The organism is Vibrio sp. 2017_1457_13, from assembly GCF_030851525.1.
Classification (GTDB): domain Bacteria; phylum Pseudomonadota; class Gammaproteobacteria; order Enterobacterales; family Vibrionaceae; genus Vibrio; species Vibrio metschnikovii.
This window is the reverse complement of record NZ_VHTA01000004.1, coordinates 226,077-253,008: the sequence shown is the minus strand read 5'-3', so window position 1 is coordinate 253,008 and position 26,932 is coordinate 226,077. Positions and strand designations below refer to the sequence as shown.

Genomic DNA, 26,932 nt, shown 5'->3' with positions numbered 1-26,932 from the left:
AAACGCAAGTCTCAATATGAGCGAAATGTCATTTTTTAGGTTTACGATCTATGGATAGCTCACTGTTTTCATTTCGTGTCGTCGTGCGCAGCTTAACCGTTGTGCTATTGATGGGCATGTCGGTGTTCACGATTCAAAATAGCGTTGTGATCAGTAAAGGCAATGAGCGCATTCAAGCCAATCAATTAGAAACCTTAACGAAAGTGTTAATCAATCAAGCCTCCCTGTCGGCCAGCAGCATGCTCGCAGAACAAGATCAAGAGCGATTACTGGCACTCACCAATCAACTTGCTCAAGAACGTTTAGTGTTTGATGCGACAATCTATGATGCTGAAGGCGTTAAGCTAGCCGCAAGTGACGGAGCACTCAGTGTTCGAGAGATATTAGGGCTAGATACACCACTACAAACGGCCAGTATTGGCCGTCAACAACTGGTTGAGCCAGTCTTGTATGATGGCAGCGTTATTGGTTTTGTTCGCTTAACGTTTGAAACGGGCCGAGTAACGGCAATTTCTGATCATCACTATCGAAAAAGCGATCGATACATGTATTTAATGTTATTGATGAGCTTTACTGGTGGGGTTTTGATCACTCTCTTGTTGCGTCGTCAATTTAGACCGAAAGAGCAGAAAGTAGAAAATGTGCTGCTTAAGCACGTTTAGCGATTAAACGATCACAATCACCAAAGCGCGAAGATCCCGATGAGTAAAGATAGACTTAACTCATCGGGACAAATGACGCAGAATATAACGTTTAACTGTCTCTATCGAAGCGGTATAACGGGCGTCAAAATCAAGATTAATTAATACCCGGCTTGATCACCAATTAAAATGGAATCTAACGCAATTTCAATCATTTCATTAAAGGTATTTTGACGCTCTTCAGAGGTGGTTTGCTCACCGGTTTTAATATGATCAGAAACCGTGCAGATAGCCAGTGCTTTTGCGCCGTATTCAGCGGCAACGCCATAGATACCAGCCGCTTCCATCTCAACGCCAAGGATGCCATATTTATCCATCACATCGAACATGCTTGGATCTGGAGTGTAAAATAGTTCAGCCGAGAACAGGTTACCGACTTTCACATCAACACCACGAGCTTTCGCCGCTTCTTCTGCCGCTTTAACCATTTTATAATCAGCAATCGCAGCAAAATCATGATCTTTAAAGCGGATACGATTCACTTTTGAATCCGTGCAAGCGCCCATACCAATCACAACATCGCGTAATTTGATCTCTTCATTCACAGCGCCACAGCTACCGACACGAATGATCTTTTTCACACCGTAATCTTTGATGAGTTCAGTCACATAAATCGAGCATGAGGGAATACCCATACCGTGGCCCATCACTGAAACTTTACGACCCTTATAGCTGCCTGTGTAGCCGAACATGTTACGCACATCACATACCTGTACGACATCATCTAAAAAAGTCTCTGCGATGTATTTAGCGCGTAGTGGATCACCTGGCATCAATACAACGTCAGCGAAATCACCCAGTTGAGCATTAATGTGTGGAGTTGCCATGTCTTTTCCTCTTCATCTTGGTGATTGTGTTGCTCAGTCAGTCGAGCAACACAATTGAACAATAGGCTTAGCCTTGCTAATAGCAAGACCAATCATAAAATACAGTCTTCTATTCCAGCACTGCAGGTGATGTTACAAAAATGATTTTCCGTAATCCATTGGTGAGGTCGCAAAATAACTCGCTAAACTCTGACCAATATCAGCAAAGGTTTCACGGCGGCCAAGGCTACCCGGCGCTACTTTTTGACCATAAACGATCACTGGAATGAATTCGCGTGTATGATCGGTGCCAGGCCAAGTAGGATCGCAGCCATGGTCAGCGGTTAAAATCAGTACATCTTGCTCTTGCATCTGCTCTAGAATTTCAGGCAGACGCTGATCAAAATACTCTAATGCTGCCGCGTAACCGGCGACATCTCGGCGGTGACCGTAAGCAGAGTCAAAATCAACAAAGTTAGTGAAGACTATCGTGTTATCACCCGCTTGTTCAATTTGATCTAATGTCGCATCAAACAAGGCAGGAATGCCGTTGGCTTTCACTTTTTTACTGATCCCACAGTTAGCATAAATATCAGCTATCTTACCAATCGAAACCACTTCACCTTGTCGCTCTTCAAGCAGTTTTTGCAATACGGTAGTTGCAGGTGGCTCTAAAGATAAATCACGGCGGTTACCAGTACGAGCAAATTGTCCTTTACCAGGACCGGTAAATGGACGGGCGATCACTCGACCAATGTTATAATCTTCTAACTCTTCACGAGCAATCTGGCACAGTTCAAGCAGGCGGTCTAAGCCGAAAGTCTCTTCATGACAGGCAATCTGAAACACTGAATCCGCTGACGTGTAGAAAATTGGCTTACCTGTCGCCATATGCTCTTCACCCAAATCATCAAGCACTTGAGTACCAGAGGCATGACAATTGCCAAGGAAACCATCCAAACCGGCACGCTTTAAAATGCGGTCGGTTAGCTCAGTAGGAAAACTGTTTTCTTTGTCACTGAAATAGCCCCATTCAAATAGCACTGGTACACCAGCAATTTCCCAGTGTCCCGATGGTGTATCTTTACCAGAAGAAAGTTCAGCAGCGTGTCCGTAAGCGCCAATAATATCTGCGTTTTGATCTAAGCCTGGCGCAAATTGTCCTGTGGCTTCTTTGTGCGCCATTGCTAAGCCTAACTTAGAAAGATTAGGCAAATGTAAAGGCCCTTGGCGATCCGCATTATCCGCTTTACCTTGTTGGCACTGCTGTGCAATGTGACCTAAGGTATCAGCGCCAACATCACCAAACTTTTCAGCGTCTGGAGCGGCGCCAATACCAAATGAATCTAATACTAAAACAAATGCTCTTTTCATTACTTTTCCTCACCGGAGTTACACATCTTCAGGTCGAATTTGACGATAGATTTCCGGAGTTTCTTGATAATTGCCGCCAATCTTAACGGCTTGTTGAAGTGCTTTCGCAGCAATCTCCCACTGTTCTTCATTGCGGGCATGAATCACCGCCAGTGGTTTATTGCTATCAGCTATTTCACCTAAACGAATGAATTGATCAAATCCGACCGCATAGTCAATCGTATCGGTCGCCACTCGGCGTCCGCCGCCCATACTGACGACCGCCATACCAATCGCGCGCGTGTCCATGGCAGAAACTACGCCGGCTTGCTGCGCATAAACGGGTTTTACCACCTCGGCTTTTTCTAAATAACGGTCGTAGTGTTCAACAAAGTCATTAGGGCCACCCAGTCCTGCGACCATTTTACCAAACCGCTCTGCCGCTTGACCGTTATCGAGCACGGTTTGTAATTTAGTGCGCGCTTCTTGAGGATCTTTGGCTAATTTGGCTAACAATAACATCTCGATGCACGAGGCCATGGTCACTTCTAATAAACGCGGGTTGCGATATTCACCGGTTAAGAAACGAACCGCTTCACGAACCTCGAGAGCATTACCGGCTGATGAAGCCAATACTTGATTCATATCGGTTAAAATAGCCGTGGTATTGGTGCCAGCACCGTTCGCCACCGCAACAATCGATTTCGCTAACTCTTCAGACGCTTGATAGGTTGGCATAAATGCGCCTGAACCGACTTTGACGTCCATCACTAAAGCATCTAGGCCTGCTGCGAGCTTTTTCGATAAAATCGATGCGGTAATCAACGAGATATTGTCCACCGTGGCGGTGATATCACGGGTCGCATATACCCGCTTATCCGCTGGTGCTAAATTGCCGGTTTGACCAATGATCGCCACGCCAGCGTGTTTGGTCACCTCACCAAACAGCTCATTACTGGGCATAATGTTGTAGCCGGGGATCGCTTCTAGCTTATCTAGCGTACCGCCGGTGTGCCCCAAGCCTCGCCCAGAGATCATAGGAACGTAGCCACCACAAGCGGCCACCATAGGGCCGAGCATTAATGACGTCACATCGCCAACGCCACCGGTAGAGTGTTTATCCACGATCGGGCCATCAAAATTCATGTGCGCCCAGTCGATAACCATTCCCGAGTCACGCATCGCACAAGTCAATGCGATACGCTCTGGCATGGTCATTTCTTGAAAATAAATGGCCATCGCAAAGGCAGCAATTTGCCCTTCTGAAACGCTATTATCAGCCACACCTTGGATGAAAAAATAAATTTCATCGCGCGTTAAAACTTCACCATCGCGTTTTCTACGAATAATTTCTTGTGGTAAAAATACATTAGATGTAGACATATAAGCCTCCTAGATGCTTTTGCTCATCTTTCAGGCCCTCTTTAAAATCGCATGCCTTAATGGTTAGCACCATTGTTAATTGGACTCACACTTCGCTGTATGAAGTCTTCTGCTTAGTACTTTGCAGATGCTGAAATTATCGAGGGAAAAACAAAGTAAGTAATGCTTAGCACTACTTACTTGCTCGTTAATGATTAATAAGCGCTAGGATCGGCTTGTTGATCGGTCACCTCTAACGCATTTAATAAGTTAGTTAACAGACTCGAAGCGCCGAAGCGATAATGGCGGCTATCAGCCCAACCTTGGCCAAGAATGTCATCCGCCATGGCTAAATATTGCGCAGCATCTTCTGCGGTACGTACGCCACCGGCAGGTTTAAAACCTACCTGTTTCGCAACGCCTAAATCACGGATCACTTCAAGCATCATGCGCGCATACTCAGGTGTCGCATTGACAGGCACTTTACCGGTTGAGGTTTTAATAAAATCCGCACCCGCTTCGATACTGATTTGTGAAGCTTTCTTGATTAAGGCTTCTTGTTTTAACTCACCCGTTTCGATGATGACTTTCAGTAAAATATCACCGCAAGCTTGTTTGCACTGCTTAACCAGTTCAAAACCGACTTGTTCATTGCCAGCAATCAAAGCTCGGTATGGGAATACGACGTCAACCTCATCAGCACCATAAGCAACCGCGGCTTTGGTTTCAGCCACCGCGATGTCAATATCATCATTACCGTGTGGGAAATTGGTGACCGTGGCAATACGAATCTCTGGAGTTCCTTGCTCACGAAGGGTCTTCTTAGCAATAGGAATAAAACGTGGGTAGATACAGATCGCCGCCGTATTACCTACTGGGCTTTTTGCATCATGACAGAGCTGGATCACTTTGGCGTCCGTATCGTCATCATTTAATGTGGTTAAATCCATCAATTTCAGTGCGCGTAGCGCTGCGGCTTTTAAATCGCTCATTTCTATCTCCGATCAATATATTCAATTCATTGACTAGTGAGTAAGACGTCACTCGACATAGTCACAAAATGAACGGACTTGGTTCCTTGAAGACTCGGTGTTTTGCACCAATTGCTATCCCTGTCACCGCACAATGCCAATAAGCTTCATGGCACAACCGTCTGTGATTGCGGTACACAATATTGCTCAAGCAACCACTTGTTGGAAGTTGATGGTTATGCCACAAGCTTCCATTACAATCGATCGCTCTGATGCTCTGCTTCACCCTTGTTCGATAATAAAAACCGTGAATCCATCACTCGTTTTATTGTCACAATATTCGGGGCATATAAAGGCGAACAAGCTGTGATCTACAGTATAACTCTTCGCAACAAAACCCTAGCACAACACTCAGAGCAAACGGTTTGTATCTCAAAATAATCGTTATCATCCATCATGGACAATTCATTTATTAAACTTTCTTAGCGAACCTTATCGTGTGAAAGACAAGGAACTGTGTTTTCTTGGTCAACAAAACAGAAAAACCCCGCAGCAATCTCTTGCTACGGGGTTGTGTTAAATGGCGTCTATATCGTTTTCTTTACTAAATTAGAAAGAAAGGAATAGGCCAGCAATGGTTGCTGCCATCAAGTTAGATAGCGTACCAGCAACCACAGCCTTGATACCCATACGAGCGATATCACCACGGCGTGAAGGAGCCAAGCTACCTAAACCACCCAACAAAATCGCAATTGAAGATAAGTTAGCAAAACCACACAATGCAAAGGAGATGATCGCTTTGGTTTTCTCAGTCAGTACAACTGGTGCTGCATCACTTAGGTACGGTGCAAATTGAGAGTAAGCTACGAATTCGTTAGCAACGGTTTTTAGACCGATAAACTCACCAGCGATAGTCGCTTCCGCCCATGGCACACCCAATAGGAATGCAAGAGGAGCAAAAACAAGACCTAGAATCATCTCTAGTGTCAGCTCTGGCATACCGAACCAACCACCGATACCACCAAGCATACCGTTGATAAGAGCGATCAAACCGATGAAAGCAATCAACATCGCACCAACGTTTAGTGCTAGTTGCAGACCAGCTGAAGCACCGCCTGCCGCCGCATCAATCACGTTAGCTGGTTTATCAGCTTCAGCCGCTTCGATACCTTCGATTTGATCAACCGGTTTATCGGTTTCAGGCATGATGATTTTAGCAAACAGTAGACCACCTGGTGCCGCCATGAATGATGCCGCAACTAAGTATTCAATTGGCACGCCCATTGATGCGTAACCCGCTAGAACACCACCAGCAATAGAAGCTAGACCACCACACATCACCGCAAACAGTTCAGATTGTGTCATCTTAGGTACAAACGGACGTACCACAAGTGGTGCTTCGGTTTGACCAACGAAAATGTTCGCAGCCGCTGACATTGATTCTGCGCGAGAAGTGCCTAATGCTTTCTGTAACGCACCACCTAAAATTCGGATAACCCATTGCATAACGCCGAGGTAATACAGAACTGAGATTAATGCAGAGAAGAAAATAAGTGTTGGTAGTACGCGAAAAGCAAAGATGAAGCCTCCGCCACCAAATACTTCAAACATTTTACCAGAAACTAGGCCACCAAACATAAACTCAGTACCGTTATTACCATAGTTGATAACATTCGACACTGCGTCAGAGAGACCACGAAGGAGTTCTTGACCCCATGGTACATACAAAATGAATGCGCCAAGGGAAAATTGGATAGCAAAAGCACCACCCACGGTTCTGATATTGATAGCTTTACGGTTTGATGAGAGTAATACTGCGATTCCCAGTAATACAACCATTCCGATTAGGCTCATAAACAGGCTCATAGTTTATGGCTTCCTTATAAGTTAGAAGTTAATTAGGTGTTGGCGTGTGGCAAAATAGAGCTCAAAAGCGAAGCGATTATACTTATCTCAACCACAATAAAATAATGCCTTCCTCACACTTTCTTATAAGATTAATAATCCATTCACACACTTATGTGACACGAATCACTATTGATAAACTTATTTGTTACTCTCATCACGCTCATCGGCGGTAGAAAGACCAAACAACCTATGGCTGGTTTGCCAAATAATGGGCGCAATCTGCTCAGGCTCTGTTTGATGTAACCTGGCCAACTCCCGCAGCACCAAAGGCAGTCGTAAAGGACAATTAGCTTGACCTTGATAGCCCAATAGCGGCATATCCGGTGCATCGGTTTCAAGCACTAAGTCTTCAATCGATACCGAAGCAATAGCTTGACGCGTTTTATTGGCTCTTGGATAAGTAATCACACCGCCTACGCCTAATTTAAACCCTAAATCAATAAACTGCTTCGCCTCTTGCCTACTGCCTGAAAACGCGTGTAAAACACCACCTTGGGTAAATTTCATCTGCTTTATCATCTGTATGAGCCGCTGATGGGTTTTACGACTATGAAGAATGACTGGCTTCTGAAAAGCTTGAGCGATGGAAAGCTGTCCAATCAGGAGTGCTTCTTGACGCTCTGCGGGTTGATCAATCAGCGCATCCAAACCACATTCGCCAATCGCCACACAGGCGTGCTGAGCAACCGAAAGCTTATGCTCTAATTGTTGTAATAATTGGGCAGGAGTTGATAAAGGAATAAAATGAGGGTGAATGCCAAGCGCATAGAAAATACAATCTGAGTCGCGTGACACTAACTGCTCAATTCTCGCCCAGCTCTCCGGACTTGTCGATGGAATGAGAAAACGCTCAACGCCTTGCGTTTTAGCTTGAGCTAAGTCGCTGGCTAATGTCGATTCAAAAACAGGTAAGTCCAAGTGACAGTGGGTATCAAATAATTGCACAGTACCATACCTTAAGCGCGCGAATCGGATGAACCATCACGCTCAGTACGACGCGCTGGATCCGCTCGATAAGCCACACAACTGCGCTTTTGTTCGGGCGTTAACCCCATCTGTTGACACCATGCATCGTAGCGAGCCAGTGTCTGTTTTAGCCATTGCCACATGGTTTTTCCCTCTCCAGCGTCTGTGGTTAATGCCATCTATTATTCCACAAGATCATCGTGGCGTTATTGCTCTTCACGCTTAAAGACCAGCTCGGTAGGGCTCGACTCTTGAGGTACAAAGTAATAGCCAGCGATGGTGAAATGGGTCAGCTCTTCAACCGAGGTGACTTGATTATCAATAATATAACGCGCCATCATGCCGCGAGCTTTTTTAGCATAAAAACTGATCACTTTATATTGTCCGTTTTTGGCGTCTTTAAAAATTGGCGTGATCACTTGTGCATCAAGCTGATTGATTTTCACCGCTTTAAAATATTCGTTCGAGGCCAAATTGATCAGCACATTATCGCCTTGTACCTCAATCGCCTGATTGAGCTTTTCAGTAATGATAGAACCCCAAAATTGATACAAATTACTACCACGAGGATTGGCTAATTTGGTGCCCATTTCTAAACGATAAGGCTGCATTAAATCGAGCGGCTTAAGTAAACCATATAAGCCTGATAACATCCGTAGATGCTGCTGAGCAAAACGCAAACTCTCTTCAGATAAGCTTTGCGCATCAAGACCGGTATATACATCACCTTTAAAAGCGAAAATCGCTTGGCGGGCGTTGTCTAAGCTAAACTGCTCACTCCACTGTGCAAAACGAGCGACGTTTAATCCAGCAATCGTATCACTGACTTTCATTAATGCTGAAATATCGTCGGGAGTTAATTGACGACAGACGTCAATCAGCAGCTTGGAGTGCTCGATCAGTTCCGGTTGAGTGTGCTCTTGACTTGGTAAAGGCGATTCATAATCCAGAGTTTTAGCAGGAGAAACCACAATCAGCATTGTTCTATCCTAATATCGTTTTACTTAGAGAGTTGAGCCGTTAGATTAACAAAAAAAGCCACACATTGTCTGCATGGCTTTTTCTATCTTATCCATTGAGCCTAACGATAGGCTTAACTGGCTACCAGCAAAGATGACCCCTCATAACAGGTCATCCTCGGCGATTATTTGCTTTTGCTGTCCCAAATACCATCTTCTAACTGAGATTTCAGCTCTGGGTAATCGTTGGCATCAAAGGTTGGTAACTTACCGGCTTTCAGTTGACGGTTGTAGTCTTTCGCCAATTTAACCACCGTTCCTGAGAGCAGCAAAATCGCAATTAAGTTGACAATCGCCATCAAGCCCATCGTAACATCAGCCATCGACCAAACGGTAGGTAATGTCGCAAGCGAACCGAACATCACCATGCCCAGCACGATCATTCGAAAAACCACCAAGCCTTTTTTATTATTATGCTCAAGGAAAATCAGGTTGGTTTCAGCATAAGAGTAATTGGCAATAATGGAGGTAAAGGCGAAGAAGAAAATCGCTAAGGCAATAAAAATACTTCCCCAATCACCAACTTGTGAACTCAGTGCACGCTGGGTAAGCTCAATACCGGTAATTTCACCGTGAGGAACATACTCTCCAGACATAAGAATGATCGCAACGGTCGCCGAACAGATGACAATCGTATCAACGAAAACCCCAAGCATCTGTACGTATCCTTGTGAGGCTGGATGCGGAGGATAAGGCGTGGCAGAAGCTGCCGCGTTAGGTGCCGAGCCCATGCCCGCTTCGTTCGAAAATAACCCGCGTTTAACACCATGAATCATTGCTTGAGCAATCGCATAGCCTAAGCCACCTGCCGCCGCTTGCTCTAAACCAAACGCGCTTCTAAACACTAAGCTTAGTACTGACGGTAACTTTTCGATGTTTAGGATCACCACGACCATAGCAATCAAAATATAGGCCAAGGCCATGATCGGTACAATCAACTCAGCGGTACGTGCGATCTTACGAATTCCACCAAAAATCACAAACGAAGAGATTAAAACAATCGCGATGCCAACATAAAGCGGATCAAAACCAAAAGCGGTGTGCATCGCACTGGAAATCGAATTGGCTTGCACTGCATTGAACACTAAACCGAAAGCGATGATAAGGAAGATAGAAAACAGCACGCCCATCCAACGCATGCCTAAGCCTTTTTCCATGTAATAAGCGGGACCACCACGATAGTTTCCATCTCTATCACGGGTTTTATACAGCTGAGCTAGAGTACTTTCCGCGAAAGACGTCGCCATACCAAGCATCGCCGTCATCCACATCCAAAAAATGGCACCAGGACCACCTAATGTCAAAGCGACCGCAACCCCCGCCATATTACCGGTACCAACACGAGCCGCTAAGCTGGTGCATAAGGCTTGGAAAGAAGAGATACCAGATTGGTCTGATTTTCGGCTGTTTCTCAATACACTGAACATATGACCGAAATGACGAAACTGGATAAATCCTAAACGGACCGTGAAATAAATCCCTACCCCGACTAAAAGATAAACCAGAATCGATCCCCAAAGCAGGTCGTTCATTAAATTAATTAAGTCTGTCACAAGAACCTCTCTTAGAATGTGTGTTGAGTTGACCAGCCGATCAGCACGAAAAGGTGAATGAGCATCCCAGAAAATAATTCGTATTACGGGAGCCATTAAGCGTGATTCAACACTTTTTAGGTCGTTAAAATAATGCAGTAAATTTTTTGACGGGCGGATAATGCTACCTCAACCAGCAAAAATCAATATGCAACATAACTCATCTTTATGTTATTTTTTACTATAAAGTCACCATTTATTAACACAAACGCGACCATTAAACCCCAAATAAACCAATAAAAAACAAACAAAACACTAACAAAACAGAATAAAAAAACCGCACAAACCTCATGTTGCATAATCCTAATCTCATTGGCTGAGAATCTAGCTATCACAGTGCATGACTGAATTTTTTGTCAGTAAAATGTCATAAAACACAACCAAGCGAGCAATAAATCATCAAGCAGTCAATTGCCAGCGTTAAATGTAACGTTTTATTAACAAGGTTTTTCTGGCAATAAAAACGTTTGCGCGAATCGATTGCGTATTTTTTGTACAGAAAAAAGTTCAAAAATGTGAAAGAACAACGAAAAAAAAGCCGTTCAATCGATAAAAAGTCATAAATGAGAAATGAATCATGGCTAAGATTAAGTTTCATATGCTATACCCAAATCGCAATGAGATGCAGCGCGGACTTACATCATAAAACAAGCTGGTTGATGTAAGATCTTAACTTAAGTGCTGTAACTTCAAGTAGGAAGGGAATATCTAGCATGATGTTTACGATGTAGACCCAACCCACAGGATACCTGCGATAGATGCCGTCCGTTGTGCTCTTTAATGAACGAGTATCTCATCAGCGAAGCTATGGCGGTATGCAGTGGAGAGGGAGAATGACTTATGACAATGAGGCTTGCTTATGGATGACTTGCACTTTGATCAACTACTAGACATGGAAATGACCAAGATTCGCGCTAGCCGCAGTAAACCAGTGAAACGAATGTGGAGAGAAATTGAAGCAATACGGGATAAAAAACGCTTAGAGAAAGAGCTACTTGATATGGATGTCTGCTTGGATCTCGACAGCATAAAACTGTAACTATGTAATAAGGCGCACTGAGCTATTCGGTGCGCCTTATTATTGATGGTCATCTTATTATCTAAATGCACTCTGACTCACTTTTCCTGACTCGCCGAGCCAACTGGGTGAATCGATCAGCGATGGTTTCGCCAAAGACAGGATCATCTTCGTGGCCACTCCAGATAGATTCAACCTGCTGCCAATCTGAAATACTAAAAGCATCTTCAATCAATGGAAAAACCGACTGCTCTTCTAACTCTAGGTGACGCTGCTGCTGTTCAATAAAATCGGTCAATTTTTCGACAAAGACATCTTGAGGCACGACAGCATCTTGCAAAATCATTTCTACGATCAACAAAAATGCTTGCGTCTGCTCAGCCAGCAACTCATGTTCTTGCTCCAAGTTTTCGACCATCGGAGTCGTGGGGTAGTTCTGCTGATAGTAGTGATAAAGCACATTCTCTTTCGGGTGATGAACAGATTGAGAATGAGAGCCTAAATAATCAACAATTTCTTTAATCAGACTATAGTTGATCAGCTGCTCTGTATTGAGCAACTGTAACTTTTCGCGCAGTATGGTGAGTAGACGAGCCATGTACTCATGTTCGCGACGGATCCTTTCTAACATCATGATGAGCCTCCCTGACAGATCGTAAACCAATCGTATTCTTTGGTTTGATTGTTCAGTATAGCTCAAAAAACAGCCAACCCTTCAAGATCTCGCGCTCTCAGACATCCAATTTCGGTTGCCAATCGATAGCTTGCTTACCTTGCTGTTCAAGCAATTGATTCGTCATTGAAAAGTGTTTGCAGCCTAAAAAACCACGATGGGCAGAGAGGGGGGAAGGATGCGGGGCCTCTAAAACATGATGACGCTGACGATCGATCATCTTGCCTTTTTTTTGTGCATGAGCTCCCCATAATAAAAAAACAATCCCTTGTCCGTGTTGATTTAATGCTTCAATAACACGATCAGTAAACATTTCCCAGCCACTGTTGGCATGAGAGTGAGCCTTACCCTGCTCGACAGTTAATACCGTATTGAGTAGAAGAACGCCTTGATCGGCCCAACTTTTTAGGTAGCCATGGGTCGGGATGCTAAACCCTCTGATATCTTGTGCCAGCTCTTTATATATATTCACTAATGAAGGCGGCGTCTTAACTTGTGGTAACACCGAAAAACAAAGACCATGAGCTTGGTTTGGCCCATGGTAAGGATCCTGACCAAGAATCACTACCTTAACATCATGAAATTCCGTTAAACGAAAAGCGTTAAAAACCTCTGTTGCCGGAGGATAAATTACCTTTCCAGACCGTCTTTCTTGTTCAACAAAGGCTAGCGTATTTTTAAAATAGCCTTGCTGTTTTTCATGACCAATAACCTCATGCCAAGTCAATGATTGCCCCATAAAAAAGCCCTATAATATGAATAGTCAGCCCATTGTATACTCAAACGACCTCCGATTGCAGATAGGCAGATCGACTAGATTAATCAAACCGACAACGCTTGGTGATGATAATCCCGTAGTGTTTGAATTTCTTGCGCCCAGATATCAGGATCAATCGTTTCTAAAATCAAAGGGATACCATTAAATCGGCTATCTTGAGCGATATACTCAAAGCATGCCCATCCAATCTCACCTTGCCCTAATGAGTGATGACGATCGACTCGGCTACCCAAGGGGGATTTTGAATCATTAATATGCATGGCACGCAAATAATGCATACCAACGATCTGATCAAAAAGTGCGAAAGTCTGCTCACAATCGGCTTTAGTTCGTAAATCATAACCCGCGGCAAAGGTATGACATGTATCAAGGCAAACACCGACTCTCGATTGATCATCCACTTGTTCGATGATTTCGGCAAGCTGCTCAAAACGCCAACCTAAATTGCTCCCCTGACCGGCCGTGTTTTCAATCACCGCAACAACGTCAGGAACGGCCTGATGAGCTAAGTTTATCGATTGAGCAATATAACGAAGGCATTCACTTTCAGAGATTTGCTTCAAATGACTACCCGGATGAAAATTGAGTAGCGATAATCCTAATTGTCGGCAACGTTGCATCTCATCAATAAACGCCGCTCTTGATTTGGCAAGCTTATCCGCCTCTGGTGCGCCTAAATTAATCAAATAAGAATCATGCGGCAAAATGTGGTCATGGTTAAAACCTAATCGTGCGCAATTGGCTTTAAACACTTTTATCGTCTCGATATCTAAAGGCTTAGCCGCCCATTGGCGCTGATTTTTAGTAAATAAGGCAAAAGCATTCGCTCCTATTTGGTGAGCGCGGATCGGCGCTTGATCAACACCACCAGCAGCAGAGACATGAGCACCAAAATATTTGGTTTTTGAAGGTTCTATCGTACTTGTCATTGAGTCACTTTTTTACTTTCAGTTTTATTTAGATAACTGTCTGATGCTACGTAATACAGGCTAAAAACACACCTAAAAATGTAGTAATTTTACAAGAAAACAAGATTAAAATTTATTTTAAACATTCAAAAAATAAATGAACTCATTGTTTATTATCGACTTATTGATTGAGATCAATTCTACAGCCGATTCAAAAACAAGCAACATTGATGTTTTTTGACCCAAATCAATACTTAAAGTGGGGATATAAGCTATATAATACCCAGCTCAACACGTATTGAAAATTAACACCAATAATGCCACATTCAGTGGGCAAGGAGACAGTAATGATCCAAGGTATCCAAATCACTAAAGCCGCCAATGACGACCTGCTTAATTCTATCTGGCTGATCGATAGCCAAACCAATCAAGCACGCTGCGTTGCGGCAGTCAAAGGCTATGAAGCAGACCAAGTCGTTGCGCTGAGCGAATTTGGCGATTATGAAAGTCGTGAAGTGGCTGTTGAAACCACTCCTCGTATTGAAGGTGGTCAACACCTAAACGTTAACGTACTAAAACGTGAAACGTTAGAAGATGCCGTCGCTAACCCAGAAAAATACCCACAATTAACCATTCGTGTTTCTGGTTATGCGGTGCGTTTTAACTCACTGACGACCGAACAACAACGCGATGTGATTGCACGTACTTTTACTGAATCACTATAATCGTGAGTTGAGTGGTTATCTTGATATGATAACCCTGAATATAAAAACGGCGTTTATGACTATAGACGCCGTTTTCTATTTATTCCGACACGACTTCGCATGACAGTTCAAGCGTAAACTCAATATTACAAAGCCACTAAGCGCGCTTTCAATTGCGCAAAATCCGCATCAAGCTGTTCAGAAAGCAAAGTCATCACGGCATGTTTAGCAAGCGGGGCAGGAAGATCAATATCGCTACCTAAAATATCATCGACCACTTCTTTAAACTTCGCAGGATGCGCGGTACATAAAAATAACCCGGTTTCACCTGGTTGTAATTGCTGAGTTAAGAGGCGATAACCAATCGCGCCATGTGGCTCACACAAATAGCCAAGCTCATTGAGTTCTTGTACCGCTTGAGCGCTTTCATTATCCGAGACTGAGCCTTTACCTAACGTATCTAAACCCCAGCTTTGTAATCGACATAGCTCTTCAATACGTGGCCAGTTGTTCGGCTGACTCACATCCATCGCATTGGCGGTGGTGGCGACGGTTGGTTTCGGATCCCATTTTCCCGTCTCAAGATAACGTGGCACGGTATCATTGGCATTAGTTGCGGCGATAAAACGTTTGACCGGTAACCCCATGGCTTTAGCAAATAAGCCAGCCGTCAAGTTACCAAAATTGCCGCTAGGGACACTGATGACTAAGTTTTCTCGCTCCGCTTTACTAAGCTGAGCAACCGCTTCAAAGTAATAACAAATTTGCGCCATTAAGCGACTAATATTAATCGAGTTGGCTGAATTAAGGCCGATTTGCTGACGCAGATCGGCATCATCAAAGGCTTGCTTGACTAGTGCTTGGCAAGCATCAAAGTCACCGTTTACCGCAATGGTATGAATGTTGCCGCCTAGGGTACAAAATAGCTTTTCTTGTAACGGACTAATTTTTCCTTTCGGGTACAAAATCACCACATTAATGTTAGGCATACCATAAAAAGCATGGGCAACAGCCGCTCCTGTATCACCGGATGTCGCAGTGAGAATAGTAATTTTACCACCATCAGAGACCGCCGCGAGAGATTGAGCCATGAAGCGGCCACCAAAATCTTTAAACGCTAGCGTCGGTCCATGAAAAAGCTCTAATGCATAAATACCTTGGTTGATCGCTTTAATCGGCGCGGGAAATTGGAACGCCTGATTGACCATCTCAGTCACTTTTTCCGCGGCCAGTTCATCACCAATTAACGCAGATAAAATCTTACTGCTACGCGAGATAAAATCTTCATCTAATAGCGCGTCAATATCACTAAATTTAGGTAACTCAGCAGGGAAAAACAACCCCTGATTACGACCTAAGCCTTGGCGAACGGCTTGGGCAAAAGAGACTTGTTGATCATTTTCTTTGATGTTGTACAGCTTCATAATTGACTTCCTGTTACTTGTGATCCTTGCTTGTCTAGACGACAAATATGCACGAATCCTTGTTCATTTTGTAAATAATTTTTTTCAAGCCACTTCGCAACGCGCTCGGCAACGTCTTGCTGCTGACAAATACTAAATAAAGTTGGCCCGCTACCTGAGATCCCCGTGACCAGAGCCCCGGCAGATTTGGCATACTCGCGGGCTTGGCTAAAACCAGGTAACAGTTTTTCACGATATGGCTCAGCAATCACATCTTTGATCATCGTGGCAGCCAATTCCGGTTGCTGAGTATGGCAGGCATGGATAAAGCCAGCCAGATGACGGCCATGAGCAATCACATCTTGACGACGATATTGAGCGGGTAAAATAGCCCGAGCTTCAGCGGTTGAAACTTTGATCCCAGGGTAAGCCATGACCCAAAACCACTGATCAAAACCCGGTACAGGTTGGCTGATTATGCCTTGCTCCTCAATCATCAACTGCAAGCCACCTAAGTAGCATGGTGCGACATTATCATAATGAATGCCACCGGAGATTTTTCCTTCCATTTCCCCCATTAATGCCAGTAATTCAGTCTCGTTCAATGGTTGGCCATGAAAGCGATTTAAGGCATCGAGCGCGGCAACAATTGAACAAGCGCTAGAACCAAGTCCAGATCCAATCGGCATGTTTTTCTCTAGGGTCATCACGAGAGGCTTTACGGCGATCTGCTTGATGGTTAATTCACGAACAAATACCGTCCAACAGTCATAAACAATATTTTGCTCAGGATCGCTAGGCAGTTTATCGACAAAGCGCCCCGCGGTTTTGAGTTCAAAAGGCAGGCTTCCCGCTTGAACGCACACTCGGTCGCCTAATAAACTGCCATCAATCGGAGAGACGGCGGCACCCAGAACATCAAAACCGACGCTCACATTCCCAATCGAGGCTGGCGCGTAAACTACTACACTCATATCACTTGAACTCATCGCTTAAACCCCTAACTTCCAGCCTAATGTCCGCATCACATCGGCAAAAACACCCGCAGCTGTGACCTCAGTACCAGCACCATAGCCACGAAGTACCAACGGGATCGGCTGATAATAACGGCTGTAAAATGCCAGTGCATTCTCACCATCTTTGACCTTAAACATCGGGTCGTTTTCATCAACCATTGCGAGACGAACTTGACAACGCCCAGCGCAAATTTCTGCTACGTAGCGAAGTACATGGCCTTGCTGACGCGCTTGATCAACTAACTGTGCAAAATAGTGGTCAGCTTGGGGTAAACGAGCAATAAACGCTTCGACACTGCCTGAAGTATCAAAACCCGGTGGTAAAGCTGGCTCAACCTCGACATCATTCAGTTCAAGCGCTAAACCAGATTCACGAGCCAAAATTAGTAACTTACGCGCTACATCAATCCCAGACAAATCATCTCGGGGATCCGGCTCAGTAAAGCCTTTCTCTTTGGCTAATAACGTCGCCTGACTAAAAGTCAGTCCCTCATCCAATTTACCAAAAATAAACGAGAGAGAACCGGATAAAATACCGTTAAATTGCTCAAGTTCATCCCCTGCGGCAATCAAGTTTTGTAAATTTTCAATAACCGGTAGACCAGCACCGACGGTAGTTTCATACATTAATTTACGGCGCGACTGACGAGCTACATTACGTAATTGCTGATAGTAAGCCATGCTACCTGTATTGGCTTTTTTATTAGGCGTCACCACATGAAAGCCTGCGGCAAGAAAATCGGCATATTGACTAGCAATCACTTCGCTAGACGTACAATCGACTAATACTGGATTAATAATATGATTGCGTTGAACCAGAGCGGTTAAATTGGCTAAAGAGAAAGCCTCCGTCGCGGCGCTCATTCTGTCTCGCCAATGCTCTAATGGCAGGCCGTCAGCATCGAGTAATAACCCTTTACTATTCGCTAAACCACAGACGCGGATCACGATACCTTTGGCAGCAAGTTTGGTTTGTTGACGATAAATTTGATCCACCAGTTCACCGCCAACACCACCGATGCCAACCACAAACACATCAAGAAAATGTTTTGAGTTAAACAAGTTTTCATGACACGCTTTAATGGCAGGTGAGACTTTATCTTCTGGGATCACTGCAGAAATCGCTCGTTCGGAAGAGCCTTGAGCAATGGCAACAATGTTGACATGTGCTTCGGTTAACGAAGCAAAAAACTGCGCCGCCACGCCACGTGAGGTGCGCATGCCATCACCAACCAATGTAATGATCGACAAATCGTTCATAAACTCAACCGGCTCCAACAAGCCTTCTTTTAGTTCCAACTCAAATGCTTCGGCTAATGCTTGTTGAGCTAACCGTTTATCTTGGGCTTCAATACAAAAGCTAATGCTGTATTCAGAAGACGACTGAGTGATCAAGACAATGGATACCCCAGCAGTAGACATTGCACCGAATACACGACTCGCCATACCAACCATGCCCTTCATACCCGGTCCGGATACGTTAACCATGGTCAAATGATTCAAGGTCGTGATGCCTTTGATCGCCAGTTGATCTTCACCCGTATCTTGACCAATTAATGTCCCCGCCCCTTGCGGATTAAAGCTGTTTTTGATCAAACATGGGATATGGAATTGAGCGATTGGGGCGATAGTTTTGGGGTGCAACACCGAAGCACCAAAATAAGACAACTCCATTGCTTCTTGATAGCTAAGCGACTTGAGTAAGCGAGCATCAGCAACCAAACGAGGGTCACAGTTATACACACCATCAACGTCGGTCCAGATTTCACAACATTCTGCGCGTAAACACGCCGCCAATACTGCCGCAGAATAATCCGATCCATTACGCCCTAAACAAACCAGCTCACCTTTTTTATTACCTGCGGTGAAACCAGGCATGATATGGACATGTTGCTTGGGTAATGGGGACTGTAAAAAGTTTTGTGTCGAAAGTTCAACATCGACCATGGCTTCCAGATAATCACCTTTAGCGATGAGATACTGAACTGGATCAATTAAATTGACCGCTAAACCTTTGGCTTGGATGACCGCTTTCATTAGCTGTATAGAAATACGCTCACCTTTACTGATGATCCGCGCATTCACATTATCAGGACACATGCCTAACAGATGAATACCATGCACAAACTGACGTAGTTGAGTCATAGATTGATCTACTTGTCGATGATAAGCAGCGCCGTCTATCTTGGGGAGCTGAGCTTGAATATCATTAAACAAACGTTGGAATGACTGTTCCAGTTCAAGCACTTGCCTTTCAACATCACCATGACGTAACGCCGTATCGATAATCGCCACTAGCTTATTGGTGGTTTTACCCGGTGCTGAAAGCACAATGGCCACGTCTTCTTGTTGAGCATTGTTAACGATAATATCGGCCGCTCTCAATAGACGTTCAGCATCCGCTAATGATGAACCTCCAAATTTTAATACTCGCATCCCTTTCTCCAAACTCGTCAAAATAATAGGTATAAAAAAAGGCCTGTATCGGTGGGGATACAGGCCTTTTTCTTGTGAAATTTTACGCTCAGCAGCCCGCCCCAACATGCGTAGTGTCGGTGGTAATAATGGTGGTGGTCATTACTAGGCTGAACAATGTCATCACGATGATAAATCACTTTCTGTGGGCGTTTATCTACGTTTACCTTATTTCTTGTTGCAGAGTCAATAAAAAGTTTAACATTCTATGCATTTTAAATAATCATTCGCTCAATAAAGATAAACAAAACCGAGCTTTATCACCCATCCATTAATCATAGAGATAAATTCAAGATAATTTCTCTCTGCAAAGCGGGGAATTTTATGCTTAAATAGTGTTCAACGTGAAACAAAGCTCGGTAACAAGGAGGATACCATGCGCATACTGATCGCTCTATCTGGCTTATGGCTAGCATTAAGCGCCCACGCGGTAACGCTCCCCTCCTTACCTTCTGAGCCCTCCCGCTCTGCGCACACCGTTTTTCTCTACAGTGACCCCAATAGCCAAACTTTCGATAGTTGGGTAATTGATAGTGGCTACGCTTACAATGTCTTTCGTAACGTTGATCTTTATGTCGGTGCGAGGATTAACTCATCAAGCGCCTCAATCAATGGCGCTAGTAATGGCTTTTTAAGCGGTGTGAGTTACAAAGTTAACGAGCGAATCTCGGTTAAGAGTACCCTTTATTCATCGACAAAATACGATGACCAAAAACGTCGCTATGACGCCTTTTCAGCAGAGCTATCAAGTCGCCTACGTCTATCGGAAAACTTAGATTTACACGCCACCCTTGACTATCAAGAATGGCAACAGGGTATTGAGTTCGGTATCGGCTTTCGGTTTTAAGCCAACGTTAGCGATTGCTCAGAGAGTAAAATACCATTCCAATCGGCATACAGATAATCCCCAGGTTGAACCATTTGGTTGTGCAAAGTTAGAGTCACATTGACCTCTCCTGCACCACGCTTGTCAGTTTTAAAGGGCGAGGTACCTAACGCTTTAATCCCTAAATCCATTTGTGACATCGCCACGACATCGCGGATGGCACCATTAATGATCACACCTTCCCAGCCGTTTTCAATTGCCATGATCGCAACTTGATCGCCCATTAAGGCTTTTTGGCAAGAACCATTACCATCAACAACCAAAACTTTACCTTTACCTGGTTGACTGAGAATCTCTTTGACTTTTGAGTTATCATGATAGCAACGTACAGTGACTATCTCTCCCCAAAATGCACTACGCATGCCAAAATTTTGTAGTGGTAGATTAAGTAGCGTAACTTGTGATGGGTACTTATCACACAGATCCGGTGTTATATCGTTCATTGTTCCTCCATGATTCTAATCGCCCAACGACAAGAAGTGGTAACATCGCGAGTAAGTGTATGTGTCTTAATCAGCGCCAATAATAATCAACTTGCTGATCGAGTACTCACACCCACCGCTACCGTTTCAAATCGCAAGGAATAAGTAAATCTGTTACATGACTCGGTTTAAGGTGATGTGATTTTGCTTGATAATGACCCTAAATCGAATCGTTGATGATCAAGGCAAGATTGCAAAATAAGTTGTCCATCTTGTACGTAATAAAGCGCATTTTGCGCAAACTGGCCAGCTAAAACCACCGCGTCAGCGAGAGGCATCACGACCGCAAAACTCTCTTCATACCAACTAAAATCATCATTACCAACGATAACATCGGTCAAATCATAGCCGATTAAAGTTTGCTGTAAACGTCGATTATTTCGCCGATTCTCATCTTCTGACAAGCGAACACTTCGTGGGTTCCATGCGGTAATAATCGCAAAATTCCCTTCAATACTCCTTGTTGGGAACAGCAGCGTGACTTGAGTGTAAGCGTACCATAGGTTTTCATTGATCATCTCTTTTTACATCTCGTTATTACTATTCATATCTGTTACATTGCAACTCTTGATATAAATCAACAAAGTGATTGGAATTAACATTTGGGCGTTGTTAGCATGCTGTTAACATTATAGAATCCGCTCAAAGGCTAATAGAAGTGAAAGGTGATGGATCTTTATAGCAAATACACCAAGGACGGCGGCAGTTGAGGTGATTTTTCAAGATACTTTGATTTATTATCAACATAAAGTTTCTTGTATGTTATGTTTTTGCCTAGAATAAGTTCTATTAGTACAATTTTTTCACAAGTTTAGGTACCGCCAAATGCAAACCCCGCAGATTCTTATCGTTGAAGACGAGCAAGTCACTCGCAACACATTAAAAAGTATTTTTGAAGCAGAGGGATACGCTGTTTTTGAAGCCAGTAACGGTGAAGAGATGCACCAAATACTGTCGGATAATCCCATTAACTTAGTCATCATGGACATTAACCTACCGGGTAAAAACGGCTTACTGCTTGCTCGTGAGCTTCGTGAACAAGCTGATGTTGCGTTAATGTTTTTAACCGGCCGTGATAATGAAGTTGATAAAATTCTAGGCCTTGAAATTGGTGCTGACGATTACATCACCAAACCTTTTAACCCTCGTGAATTGACCATTCGTGCGCGTAACTTATTGAGCCGTTCAATGAATGCCAACGTTGCTCACGAAGAAAAGCGTTCGGTTGAAAAGTATCAATTTAATGGCTGGGTATTGGATATCAATAGTCGTTCTTTGATCAGCCCACATGGTGAAGGTTACAAGCTGCCACGTTCAGAATTCCGTGCTCTGCTTCATTTCTGTGAGAATCCGGGGAAAATTCAAACTCGTGCCGATCTATTGAAGAAAATGACCGGTCGTGAACTTAAGCCTCATGATCGCACCGTTGACGTTACCATCCGTCGTATTCGTAAGCATTTTGAATCGATCTCTGGTACACCAGAAATCATCGCGACCATTCATGGTGAAGGCTATCGCTTCTGTGGCGATATCACTGAGTAAGCGAGTATGTGATTAAAAAAGCCTCGACAGATGATCGAGGCTTTTTTATGGTCATCATACCGAAATCACTGGGTCTACAGGTGCTCGCGAATTTTTTAGAGCAGCCGTTAAGCGAGACATGTATCAATCGCCATATGTATAGATGACGAGATGTTCGAAGCGAAAGACCGCTAGTTTTAAAGTCGACTTTAAAGTCAACAGACCCTAGGTATTCGTTAATAGACTTTATCAATCGAGACTTGATGCTCGACTAACCACGTCTCACCCAAACTGTCTCGTATCCCCAACGCTACACTCACTGAACGGTTAATATCCACCGATAGCGTGCTGTTAAATACCACTTCCCAATTATTTTCACTTGGTGTGCGAAGTTCTAACTCAGAGCCCTCAAGCGACCAGATCTCATCTCCTTGTCTGAACACTAATTGAAACAGGGTTAAATCTGCTGGCAATTGACCTGAAGTTTCTAGCACTAGAGTACCGTTTAAATTGTCGGTGAAATCGAGTTCAGTGGCCCCCTCAGTTAAGGCTATTTTGGGCATCCGATCGGTCCATAAATTACTTTTTAGCTGAATAGCGGTCTGAGAAAATAATGCCGCATTACTTGCCTGCCAATTGACTTGCGGCGACGCTGCACACGCTGACAATAAAAAAGTGAGTATCATTAAGCCATATTTTTTCATGTTATCTCCTTTGCTCTAACCACTGTTTTAACACTTGAATATCATTACGGTATTCATTTTTTATTTCATCGACCCAATCGGTAATATTTTCCCACCATGCTGGCGCATCCGGAGACTGAGCTTTTTGTGCAACACTTTGAATTCGTTTTAAGCCGATTGAGCCTGCTGCACCTTTAATTTTATGAGCCTCAGAGACAATGCCAGCTTGATCTTTCGCCACCATATTAGAATCCAAGACCTCTAAATAACTCGGCATCATTTTTTCAAGCATCTCAACGCTTTCTAACATGGGTTGAGGCCCAACAATATCGAGATAAGAATTTAACATGTCGAGATCGAGCAAACGACCACATAACTCTTGATAGCAAGGCTCTGCAGGATCAACATCAGGGATATTCGTAGCCTCGGCCTGAAATGGCTGCTGAGCAATGACTTTACTGATCACCGCTTGCACCGCTTGCACCGAAAGCGGCTTACTTATCGCATCATCTAATCCTTGGGTTTGATACTGCTGCTTATCTTTCAAGACATTGGCGGTCAACGCAACGAGTGGTGGTAATGAGGAGTAAGTCTCTCGATAAAACTGCGCCACATCAAACCCGGTCATATCCGGCAGTTGGATATCTAAGAAAACCAAATCAAACTGATCGGGCATAAATCGTTGTTTAGCTTCTTCACCGGTCATAGCGACCGTAACCTGATGGCCTAAGCTCTCTAACAGTGAGCGAGCAACCGTGACATTAAGCTCAATATCTTCCACCATAAAGATACGTAAACTTTTTTGTGGAGTTAGGCTTAATTGCGGCTTATCAGGAGGACTCACTAAGGGCACTCGGATAGTCACCGTAAAGGTACTGCCGAAGCCCTCTTCGCTGCTTACCTCGATATCACCAGCCATTAAATTAATTAATTGGCGCGAAACCGCAAGACCAATGCCCGTTCCTACAGCATGGAGGTTATCTTTGCCAGATTTAACCTGGTAATACATGGCAAAGATCTTATCTAATTCATCTTCAGGGATGCCAATACCGGTATCTTCTATTTCCATGGTGATGTCAGCAGAACCTGGATGAATATCCGCACTGACACTCATCACTACGCCACCTTCTTTGGTGAACTTCATGGCGTTACTCATTAAATTCCACAGCACTTGACGCAAGCGTGTTGCATCGACTTCAATCCAAGTCGGCAGCTCGGTTAAACGCTCCAAATCAAAACGCAGTCCTTTTTGCTCTGCCATTAAAGCAGACAGGCTCTCTAGCTCGGCGACAAATTCGACAAAGTTTAAAGGGGCGGGTAACAGCTCTAACTTACGTCGGTCGAATTTATCCATATCAATAATATCGTTAAAAATATGACCCAGCGTAATCGCACTGACTTGAATGGTTTGCATATGCTTACGCTGTTCATCCGTTAGTTGGGTATCAAGTAACATTCGACTTAAACCGACAATACCATTGAGTGGCGTGCGTAATTCATGACTGATGGTCGAAATAAAGGTGGTTTTATCACGGCTGGCTTTTTCTAGCGATTCTTGATGACGCTTACGTTCAGTAATGTCTCGTCCAAAACCCACTAAACCTAGATGACGGCCCTCTTTACTATAAAAAGGCACTTTACGCAGTTCAAAGAAGTGTTTACGTCCATCGGGATATTCAAGCCATTGCTCATAGGTAATGGCTTGATTATTCTTAAATACTTGCTGATCGGTTTCAACTATCGATTGAGCAATCTCCTTACGATACACATCCCAAGGTGTCAGACCGACTAATTGACTTTCCCGTTTCCCGGTTAGCTCTTCCATTGCTCGGTTACAGCCGGAAAATTCACCTTTCGCATTACGGTAATAAATTAAGTCCGGTGAGGCATCGATGAACGAGCGTAATAGTGCGGTACGTTCGGCCAATTCCAACTGCGTTTTCTCTCGTTGATACACTTCGTTTTCCAAATCAACCATCGCCTCTTCACGGGCTTCTTCGGCTTTAATTCGCTCTTCTATCTCCTGATTGAGTTTGACAATATTCTGCTGTAACTGTTGGTTAAGTTCTTGATCTCGCGAGCGCATATCTTTGAGCTTGGAGACTAACTTAGAGAGACGTTGTCGAGACTCTTCCAACTGATCGACCACGACTGATAAGAAATATACCGCCCACGGGGTGATCAATAGTCCAAAAAATACCGAACGTACAATATCAATGTCATCGACAAAACCTTTCAAAACCAGCGTAATTCCGACTTGGACTACCACCGCTAAGGCAACCAACGCTAAAGCCAGTAAAATTGAAAAACGTAAAATACCCAATTTAACAAGTAGATCGACATAGTATTGAGCTAAGTTTTTTATCGGTTTCATTGCAGGTTCCGCATAGATAATGGCCGTGACGCTAAGTGAGTTTCAAAACTGCGGCTCAGCGCTAATCCAACAGCGCTTTCAGATAAAAAGCCTGTGATTAAAAAGACTTAAAGGATAAAGATACCAGCTTCTCAAATCAGGATCTGCAACTATTCTAAGAGTTTGCCTAGCATAACGCAGTAAATTGCGTTTAAAAGTGAGCGGCTTATTTTTTGTTGGTCGGATTAATGTATTGGAAAGGACGCCCAATTAATGAACCTTGCGCGCCATCTTTTGCTAATCGCCGGCCAATCTCAGTCATCGCCAGCCAACGATTCTCACACCAGAGAGGAGCCAACAACGTAGGACGGCGAGCGGCAGAAGAGACTCGATGATAAACCACTTCAGGTGGCGTTAAGCGAATGAGGTGGCTGGCAATCGTGACGTACTCTTCTAATGTTGGCGCAACTAACTTCCCTGCCCGCCACGCTTTGGCCATCGTACTCCCATCAACAATATGCAAACCATGCAACTTGATACCATCTGTTCCCACTTCAACGACTTGCTGTAATGTCGCCACATTATCGCTTGCCGTTTCTTTAGGTAGCCCAACGATTAAATGAGTACAGATTTTAATACCAAGCGCTCTTGCTCTTTGAGCGATCGATTGATAACAATCAAAATCATGACCGCGATTAATGCGCTTTAAAGTACTATTGTTTGCGGTCTGCAAACCCAACTCTAACCAAACTTCAAACCCTTGCTGCACATAATCATGCAACAGTTCCAATACCGCATCCGGGACGCAATCAGGGCGAGTGCCCACACACAAACCGACAATATTGGCACTTTGCAACGCTTGTTGATACATGGCTTTTAACACCTGAACTTCGGCATAAGTGCTGGTATAGGCTTGGAAATAAGCTAAGTATTTATTGGCACGCTGAACTTCACCCGCTCTTTCTTTTAGCTGATCAGCAATACTTTGCTTTTGGGTATGTTCATCTACAAAAGAGGCAACATTACAAAATGTGCATCCGCCTCGACCAATGGTGCCATCTCGATTAGGACAACTAAAGCCACCATGCAACGTCAGTTTATGGACTTTCTCACCATAGCGGCGTTGAAGATCTTGCCCTAATGTGTTTACTAATTGATGCAGTTGCATAACGAATACCCAAGCTGTGAATACAAATAACTCTCACTTCGATCTATGTAATTAAATTACATCGAAAGGAATAAATAGTAAGCGTATGAGATAGATACCGCGTGGTGCAAAATCAATAAACATTCATTAAATCTGCATTTAGCTAACTTTGTTTGAAAAATGTTGCGCTGATTATGCAGAGACTGA

General features: G+C 43.9%; 25 protein-coding genes and 1 other annotated feature. Of the genes, 5 read left to right on the top strand and 20 right to left on the bottom strand.

What is annotated here, in order from left to right:
• Positions 1-50 precede the first annotated feature (50 nt).
• Positions 51-662: a YtjB family periplasmic protein gene (locus tag FKN88_RS07285; protein WP_004395907.1), complete on the top strand. Its 612-nt coding sequence runs from the start codon at positions 51-53 to the stop codon at positions 660-662.
• A gap of 140 nt (positions 663-802) precedes the next feature.
• Here the strand turns inward: FKN88_RS07285 and deoD are convergent, their stop codons facing one another.
• The 9 genes from deoD to FKN88_RS07240 all read right to left on the bottom strand — a co-directional run bounded on the left by deoD (position 803) and on the right by FKN88_RS07240 (position 10,639).
• Positions 803-1,528 (bottom strand): purine-nucleoside phosphorylase, encoded by a 726-nt coding sequence (gene deoD / locus FKN88_RS07280; RefSeq protein WP_004395908.1) that lies wholly within the window; start codon positions 1,526-1,528, stop codon positions 803-805.
• 132 nt (positions 1,529-1,660) lie between these two features.
• Complete coding sequence (locus tag FKN88_RS07275) at positions 1,661-2,881, bottom strand: phosphopentomutase (RefSeq protein WP_154169055.1); 1,221 nt, start codon at positions 2,879-2,881, stop codon at positions 1,661-1,663.
• Positions 2,882-2,899: 18 nt separating this feature from the next.
• Positions 2,900-4,243, bottom strand: a complete 1,344-nt coding sequence (gene deoA, locus FKN88_RS07270) for a thymidine phosphorylase (protein WP_154169057.1) — start codon at positions 4,241-4,243, stop codon at positions 2,900-2,902.
• Between the two features lie 194 nt (positions 4,244-4,437).
• Positions 4,438-5,214 (bottom strand): deoxyribose-phosphate aldolase, encoded by a 777-nt coding sequence (gene deoC, locus FKN88_RS07265; protein WP_154169059.1) that lies wholly within the window; start codon positions 5,212-5,214, stop codon positions 4,438-4,440.
• A gap of 588 nt (positions 5,215-5,802) precedes the next feature.
• Complete coding sequence (locus tag FKN88_RS07260; RefSeq protein ID WP_004395912.1) at positions 5,803-7,059, bottom strand: NupC/NupG family nucleoside CNT transporter; 1,257 nt, start codon at positions 7,057-7,059, stop codon at positions 5,803-5,805.
• Between the two features lie 180 nt (positions 7,060-7,239).
• The gene (locus tag FKN88_RS07255) at positions 7,240-8,046 is read right to left on the bottom strand and encodes a TatD family hydrolase (RefSeq protein WP_154169061.1); all 807 of its coding nucleotides are present in this window, start codon (positions 8,044-8,046) and stop codon (positions 7,240-7,242) included.
• Positions 8,047-8,057: 11 nt separating this feature from the next.
• A complete protein-coding gene (locus FKN88_RS07250; RefSeq protein WP_040904665.1) occupies positions 8,058-8,246 on the bottom strand; it encodes a hypothetical protein in 189 nt (62 codons plus the stop codon).
• 27 nt (positions 8,247-8,273) lie between these two features.
• The gene (yaaA, locus tag FKN88_RS07245) at positions 8,274-9,047 is read right to left on the bottom strand and encodes a peroxide stress protein YaaA (protein ID WP_154169063.1); all 774 of its coding nucleotides are present in this window, start codon (positions 9,045-9,047) and stop codon (positions 8,274-8,276) included.
• A 164-nt stretch (positions 9,048-9,211) separates the two neighbouring features.
• Positions 9,212-10,639, bottom strand: coding sequence for a sodium:alanine symporter family protein (locus FKN88_RS07240; protein WP_040904666.1), 1,428 nt, complete (start codon positions 10,637-10,639; stop codon positions 9,212-9,214).
• An 898-nt stretch (positions 10,640-11,537) separates the two neighbouring features.
• Here FKN88_RS07240 and FKN88_RS07235 point away from each other — a divergent pair.
• Positions 11,538-11,717 carry a DUF3545 family protein gene (locus tag FKN88_RS07235; protein WP_004395917.1) on the top strand — a complete coding sequence of 60 codons (180 nt, stop codon included), beginning with the start codon at positions 11,538-11,540 and terminating at the stop codon, positions 11,715-11,717.
• A gap of 61 nt (positions 11,718-11,778) precedes the next feature.
• On the opposite strand, the gene FKN88_RS07230 is transcribed toward FKN88_RS07235, so the two are convergent.
• From FKN88_RS07230 to nfo, 3 genes are all read right to left on the bottom strand, one after another.
• Positions 11,779-12,330, bottom strand: coding sequence for a hemerythrin domain-containing protein (locus FKN88_RS07230; RefSeq protein ID WP_154169065.1), 552 nt, complete (start codon positions 12,328-12,330; stop codon positions 11,779-11,781).
• A gap of 97 nt (positions 12,331-12,427) precedes the next feature.
• The gene (ung, locus tag FKN88_RS07225; RefSeq protein ID WP_154169067.1) at positions 12,428-13,108 is read right to left on the bottom strand and encodes a uracil-DNA glycosylase; all 681 of its coding nucleotides are present in this window, start codon (positions 13,106-13,108) and stop codon (positions 12,428-12,430) included.
• Positions 13,109-13,191: 83 nt separating this feature from the next.
• Positions 13,192-14,076: a deoxyribonuclease IV gene (gene nfo, locus FKN88_RS07220; protein WP_154169070.1), complete on the bottom strand. Its 885-nt coding sequence runs from the start codon at positions 14,074-14,076 to the stop codon at positions 13,192-13,194.
• 326 nt (positions 14,077-14,402) lie between these two features.
• On the opposite strand from nfo, the gene grcA reads away from it, so the two are divergent.
• The gene (gene grcA, locus FKN88_RS07215; protein ID WP_004395921.1) at positions 14,403-14,780 is read left to right on the top strand and encodes an autonomous glycyl radical cofactor GrcA; all 378 of its coding nucleotides are present in this window, start codon (positions 14,403-14,405) and stop codon (positions 14,778-14,780) included.
• A 125-nt stretch (positions 14,781-14,905) separates the two neighbouring features.
• On the opposite strand, the gene thrC is transcribed toward grcA, so the two are convergent.
• The 3 genes from thrC to thrA are packed head-to-tail and all read right to left on the bottom strand — an operon-like array spanning position 14,906 to position 19,614.
• A complete protein-coding gene (gene thrC / locus FKN88_RS07210; protein ID WP_154169072.1) occupies positions 14,906-16,183 on the bottom strand; it encodes a threonine synthase in 1,278 nt (425 codons plus the stop codon).
• Positions 16,180-17,136: a homoserine kinase gene (thrB, locus tag FKN88_RS07205; protein WP_154169075.1), complete on the bottom strand. Its 957-nt coding sequence runs from the start codon at positions 17,134-17,136 to the stop codon at positions 16,180-16,182. The genes thrC and thrB overlap by 4 nt, the downstream gene beginning before the upstream one ends.
• Positions 17,137-17,154: 18 nt before the next feature.
• Positions 17,155-19,614, bottom strand: a complete 2,460-nt coding sequence (thrA, locus tag FKN88_RS07200; protein ID WP_170906508.1) for a bifunctional aspartate kinase/homoserine dehydrogenase I — start codon at positions 19,612-19,614, stop codon at positions 17,155-17,157.
• A 32-nt stretch (positions 19,615-19,646) separates the two neighbouring features.
• Positions 19,647-19,768 (bottom strand) — a sequence feature (Thr leader region).
• A 261-nt stretch (positions 19,769-20,029) separates the two neighbouring features.
• Here thrA and FKN88_RS07195 point away from each other — a divergent pair.
• On the top strand, positions 20,030-20,500 hold the full coding sequence (locus tag FKN88_RS07195; protein WP_154169079.1) for a hypothetical protein: 471 nt from the start codon (positions 20,030-20,032) through the stop codon (positions 20,498-20,500).
• On the opposite strand, the gene FKN88_RS07190 is transcribed toward FKN88_RS07195, so the two are convergent.
• Both FKN88_RS07190 and FKN88_RS07185 read right to left on the bottom strand, forming a co-directional pair.
• On the bottom strand, positions 20,497-20,982 hold the full coding sequence (locus FKN88_RS07190) for a putative 4-hydroxy-4-methyl-2-oxoglutarate aldolase (protein ID WP_040904670.1): 486 nt from the start codon (positions 20,980-20,982) through the stop codon (positions 20,497-20,499). The two genes, FKN88_RS07195 and FKN88_RS07190, sit on opposite strands and share 4 nt — an antisense overlap.
• A 167-nt stretch (positions 20,983-21,149) precedes the next feature.
• Entirely contained in the window at positions 21,150-21,539 is a 390-nt protein-coding gene (locus FKN88_RS07185) for a DUF3293 domain-containing protein (RefSeq protein WP_154169081.1), read from the bottom strand.
• Positions 21,540-21,846: 307 nt separating this feature from the next.
• On the opposite strand from FKN88_RS07185, the gene arcA reads away from it, so the two are divergent.
• Positions 21,847-22,563: a two-component system response regulator ArcA gene (gene arcA / locus FKN88_RS07180; RefSeq protein WP_004395926.1), complete on the top strand. Its 717-nt coding sequence runs from the start codon at positions 21,847-21,849 to the stop codon at positions 22,561-22,563.
• 215 nt (positions 22,564-22,778) lie between these two features.
• Here the strand turns inward: arcA and FKN88_RS07175 are convergent, their stop codons facing one another.
• From FKN88_RS07175 to FKN88_RS07165, 3 genes are all read right to left on the bottom strand, one after another.
• The gene (locus tag FKN88_RS07175) at positions 22,779-23,246 is read right to left on the bottom strand and encodes a hypothetical protein (RefSeq protein ID WP_154169083.1); all 468 of its coding nucleotides are present in this window, start codon (positions 23,244-23,246) and stop codon (positions 22,779-22,781) included.
• A 1-nt stretch (position 23,247) separates the two neighbouring features.
• Positions 23,248-25,599: an aerobic respiration two-component sensor histidine kinase ArcB gene (gene arcB / locus FKN88_RS07170; RefSeq protein WP_154169085.1), complete on the bottom strand. Its 2,352-nt coding sequence runs from the start codon at positions 25,597-25,599 to the stop codon at positions 23,248-23,250.
• A 205-nt stretch (positions 25,600-25,804) separates the two neighbouring features.
• Positions 25,805-26,746: a TIGR01212 family radical SAM protein gene (locus FKN88_RS07165; RefSeq protein ID WP_154169087.1), complete on the bottom strand. Its 942-nt coding sequence runs from the start codon at positions 26,744-26,746 to the stop codon at positions 25,805-25,807.
• Positions 26,747-26,932: the final 186 nt, after the last annotated feature.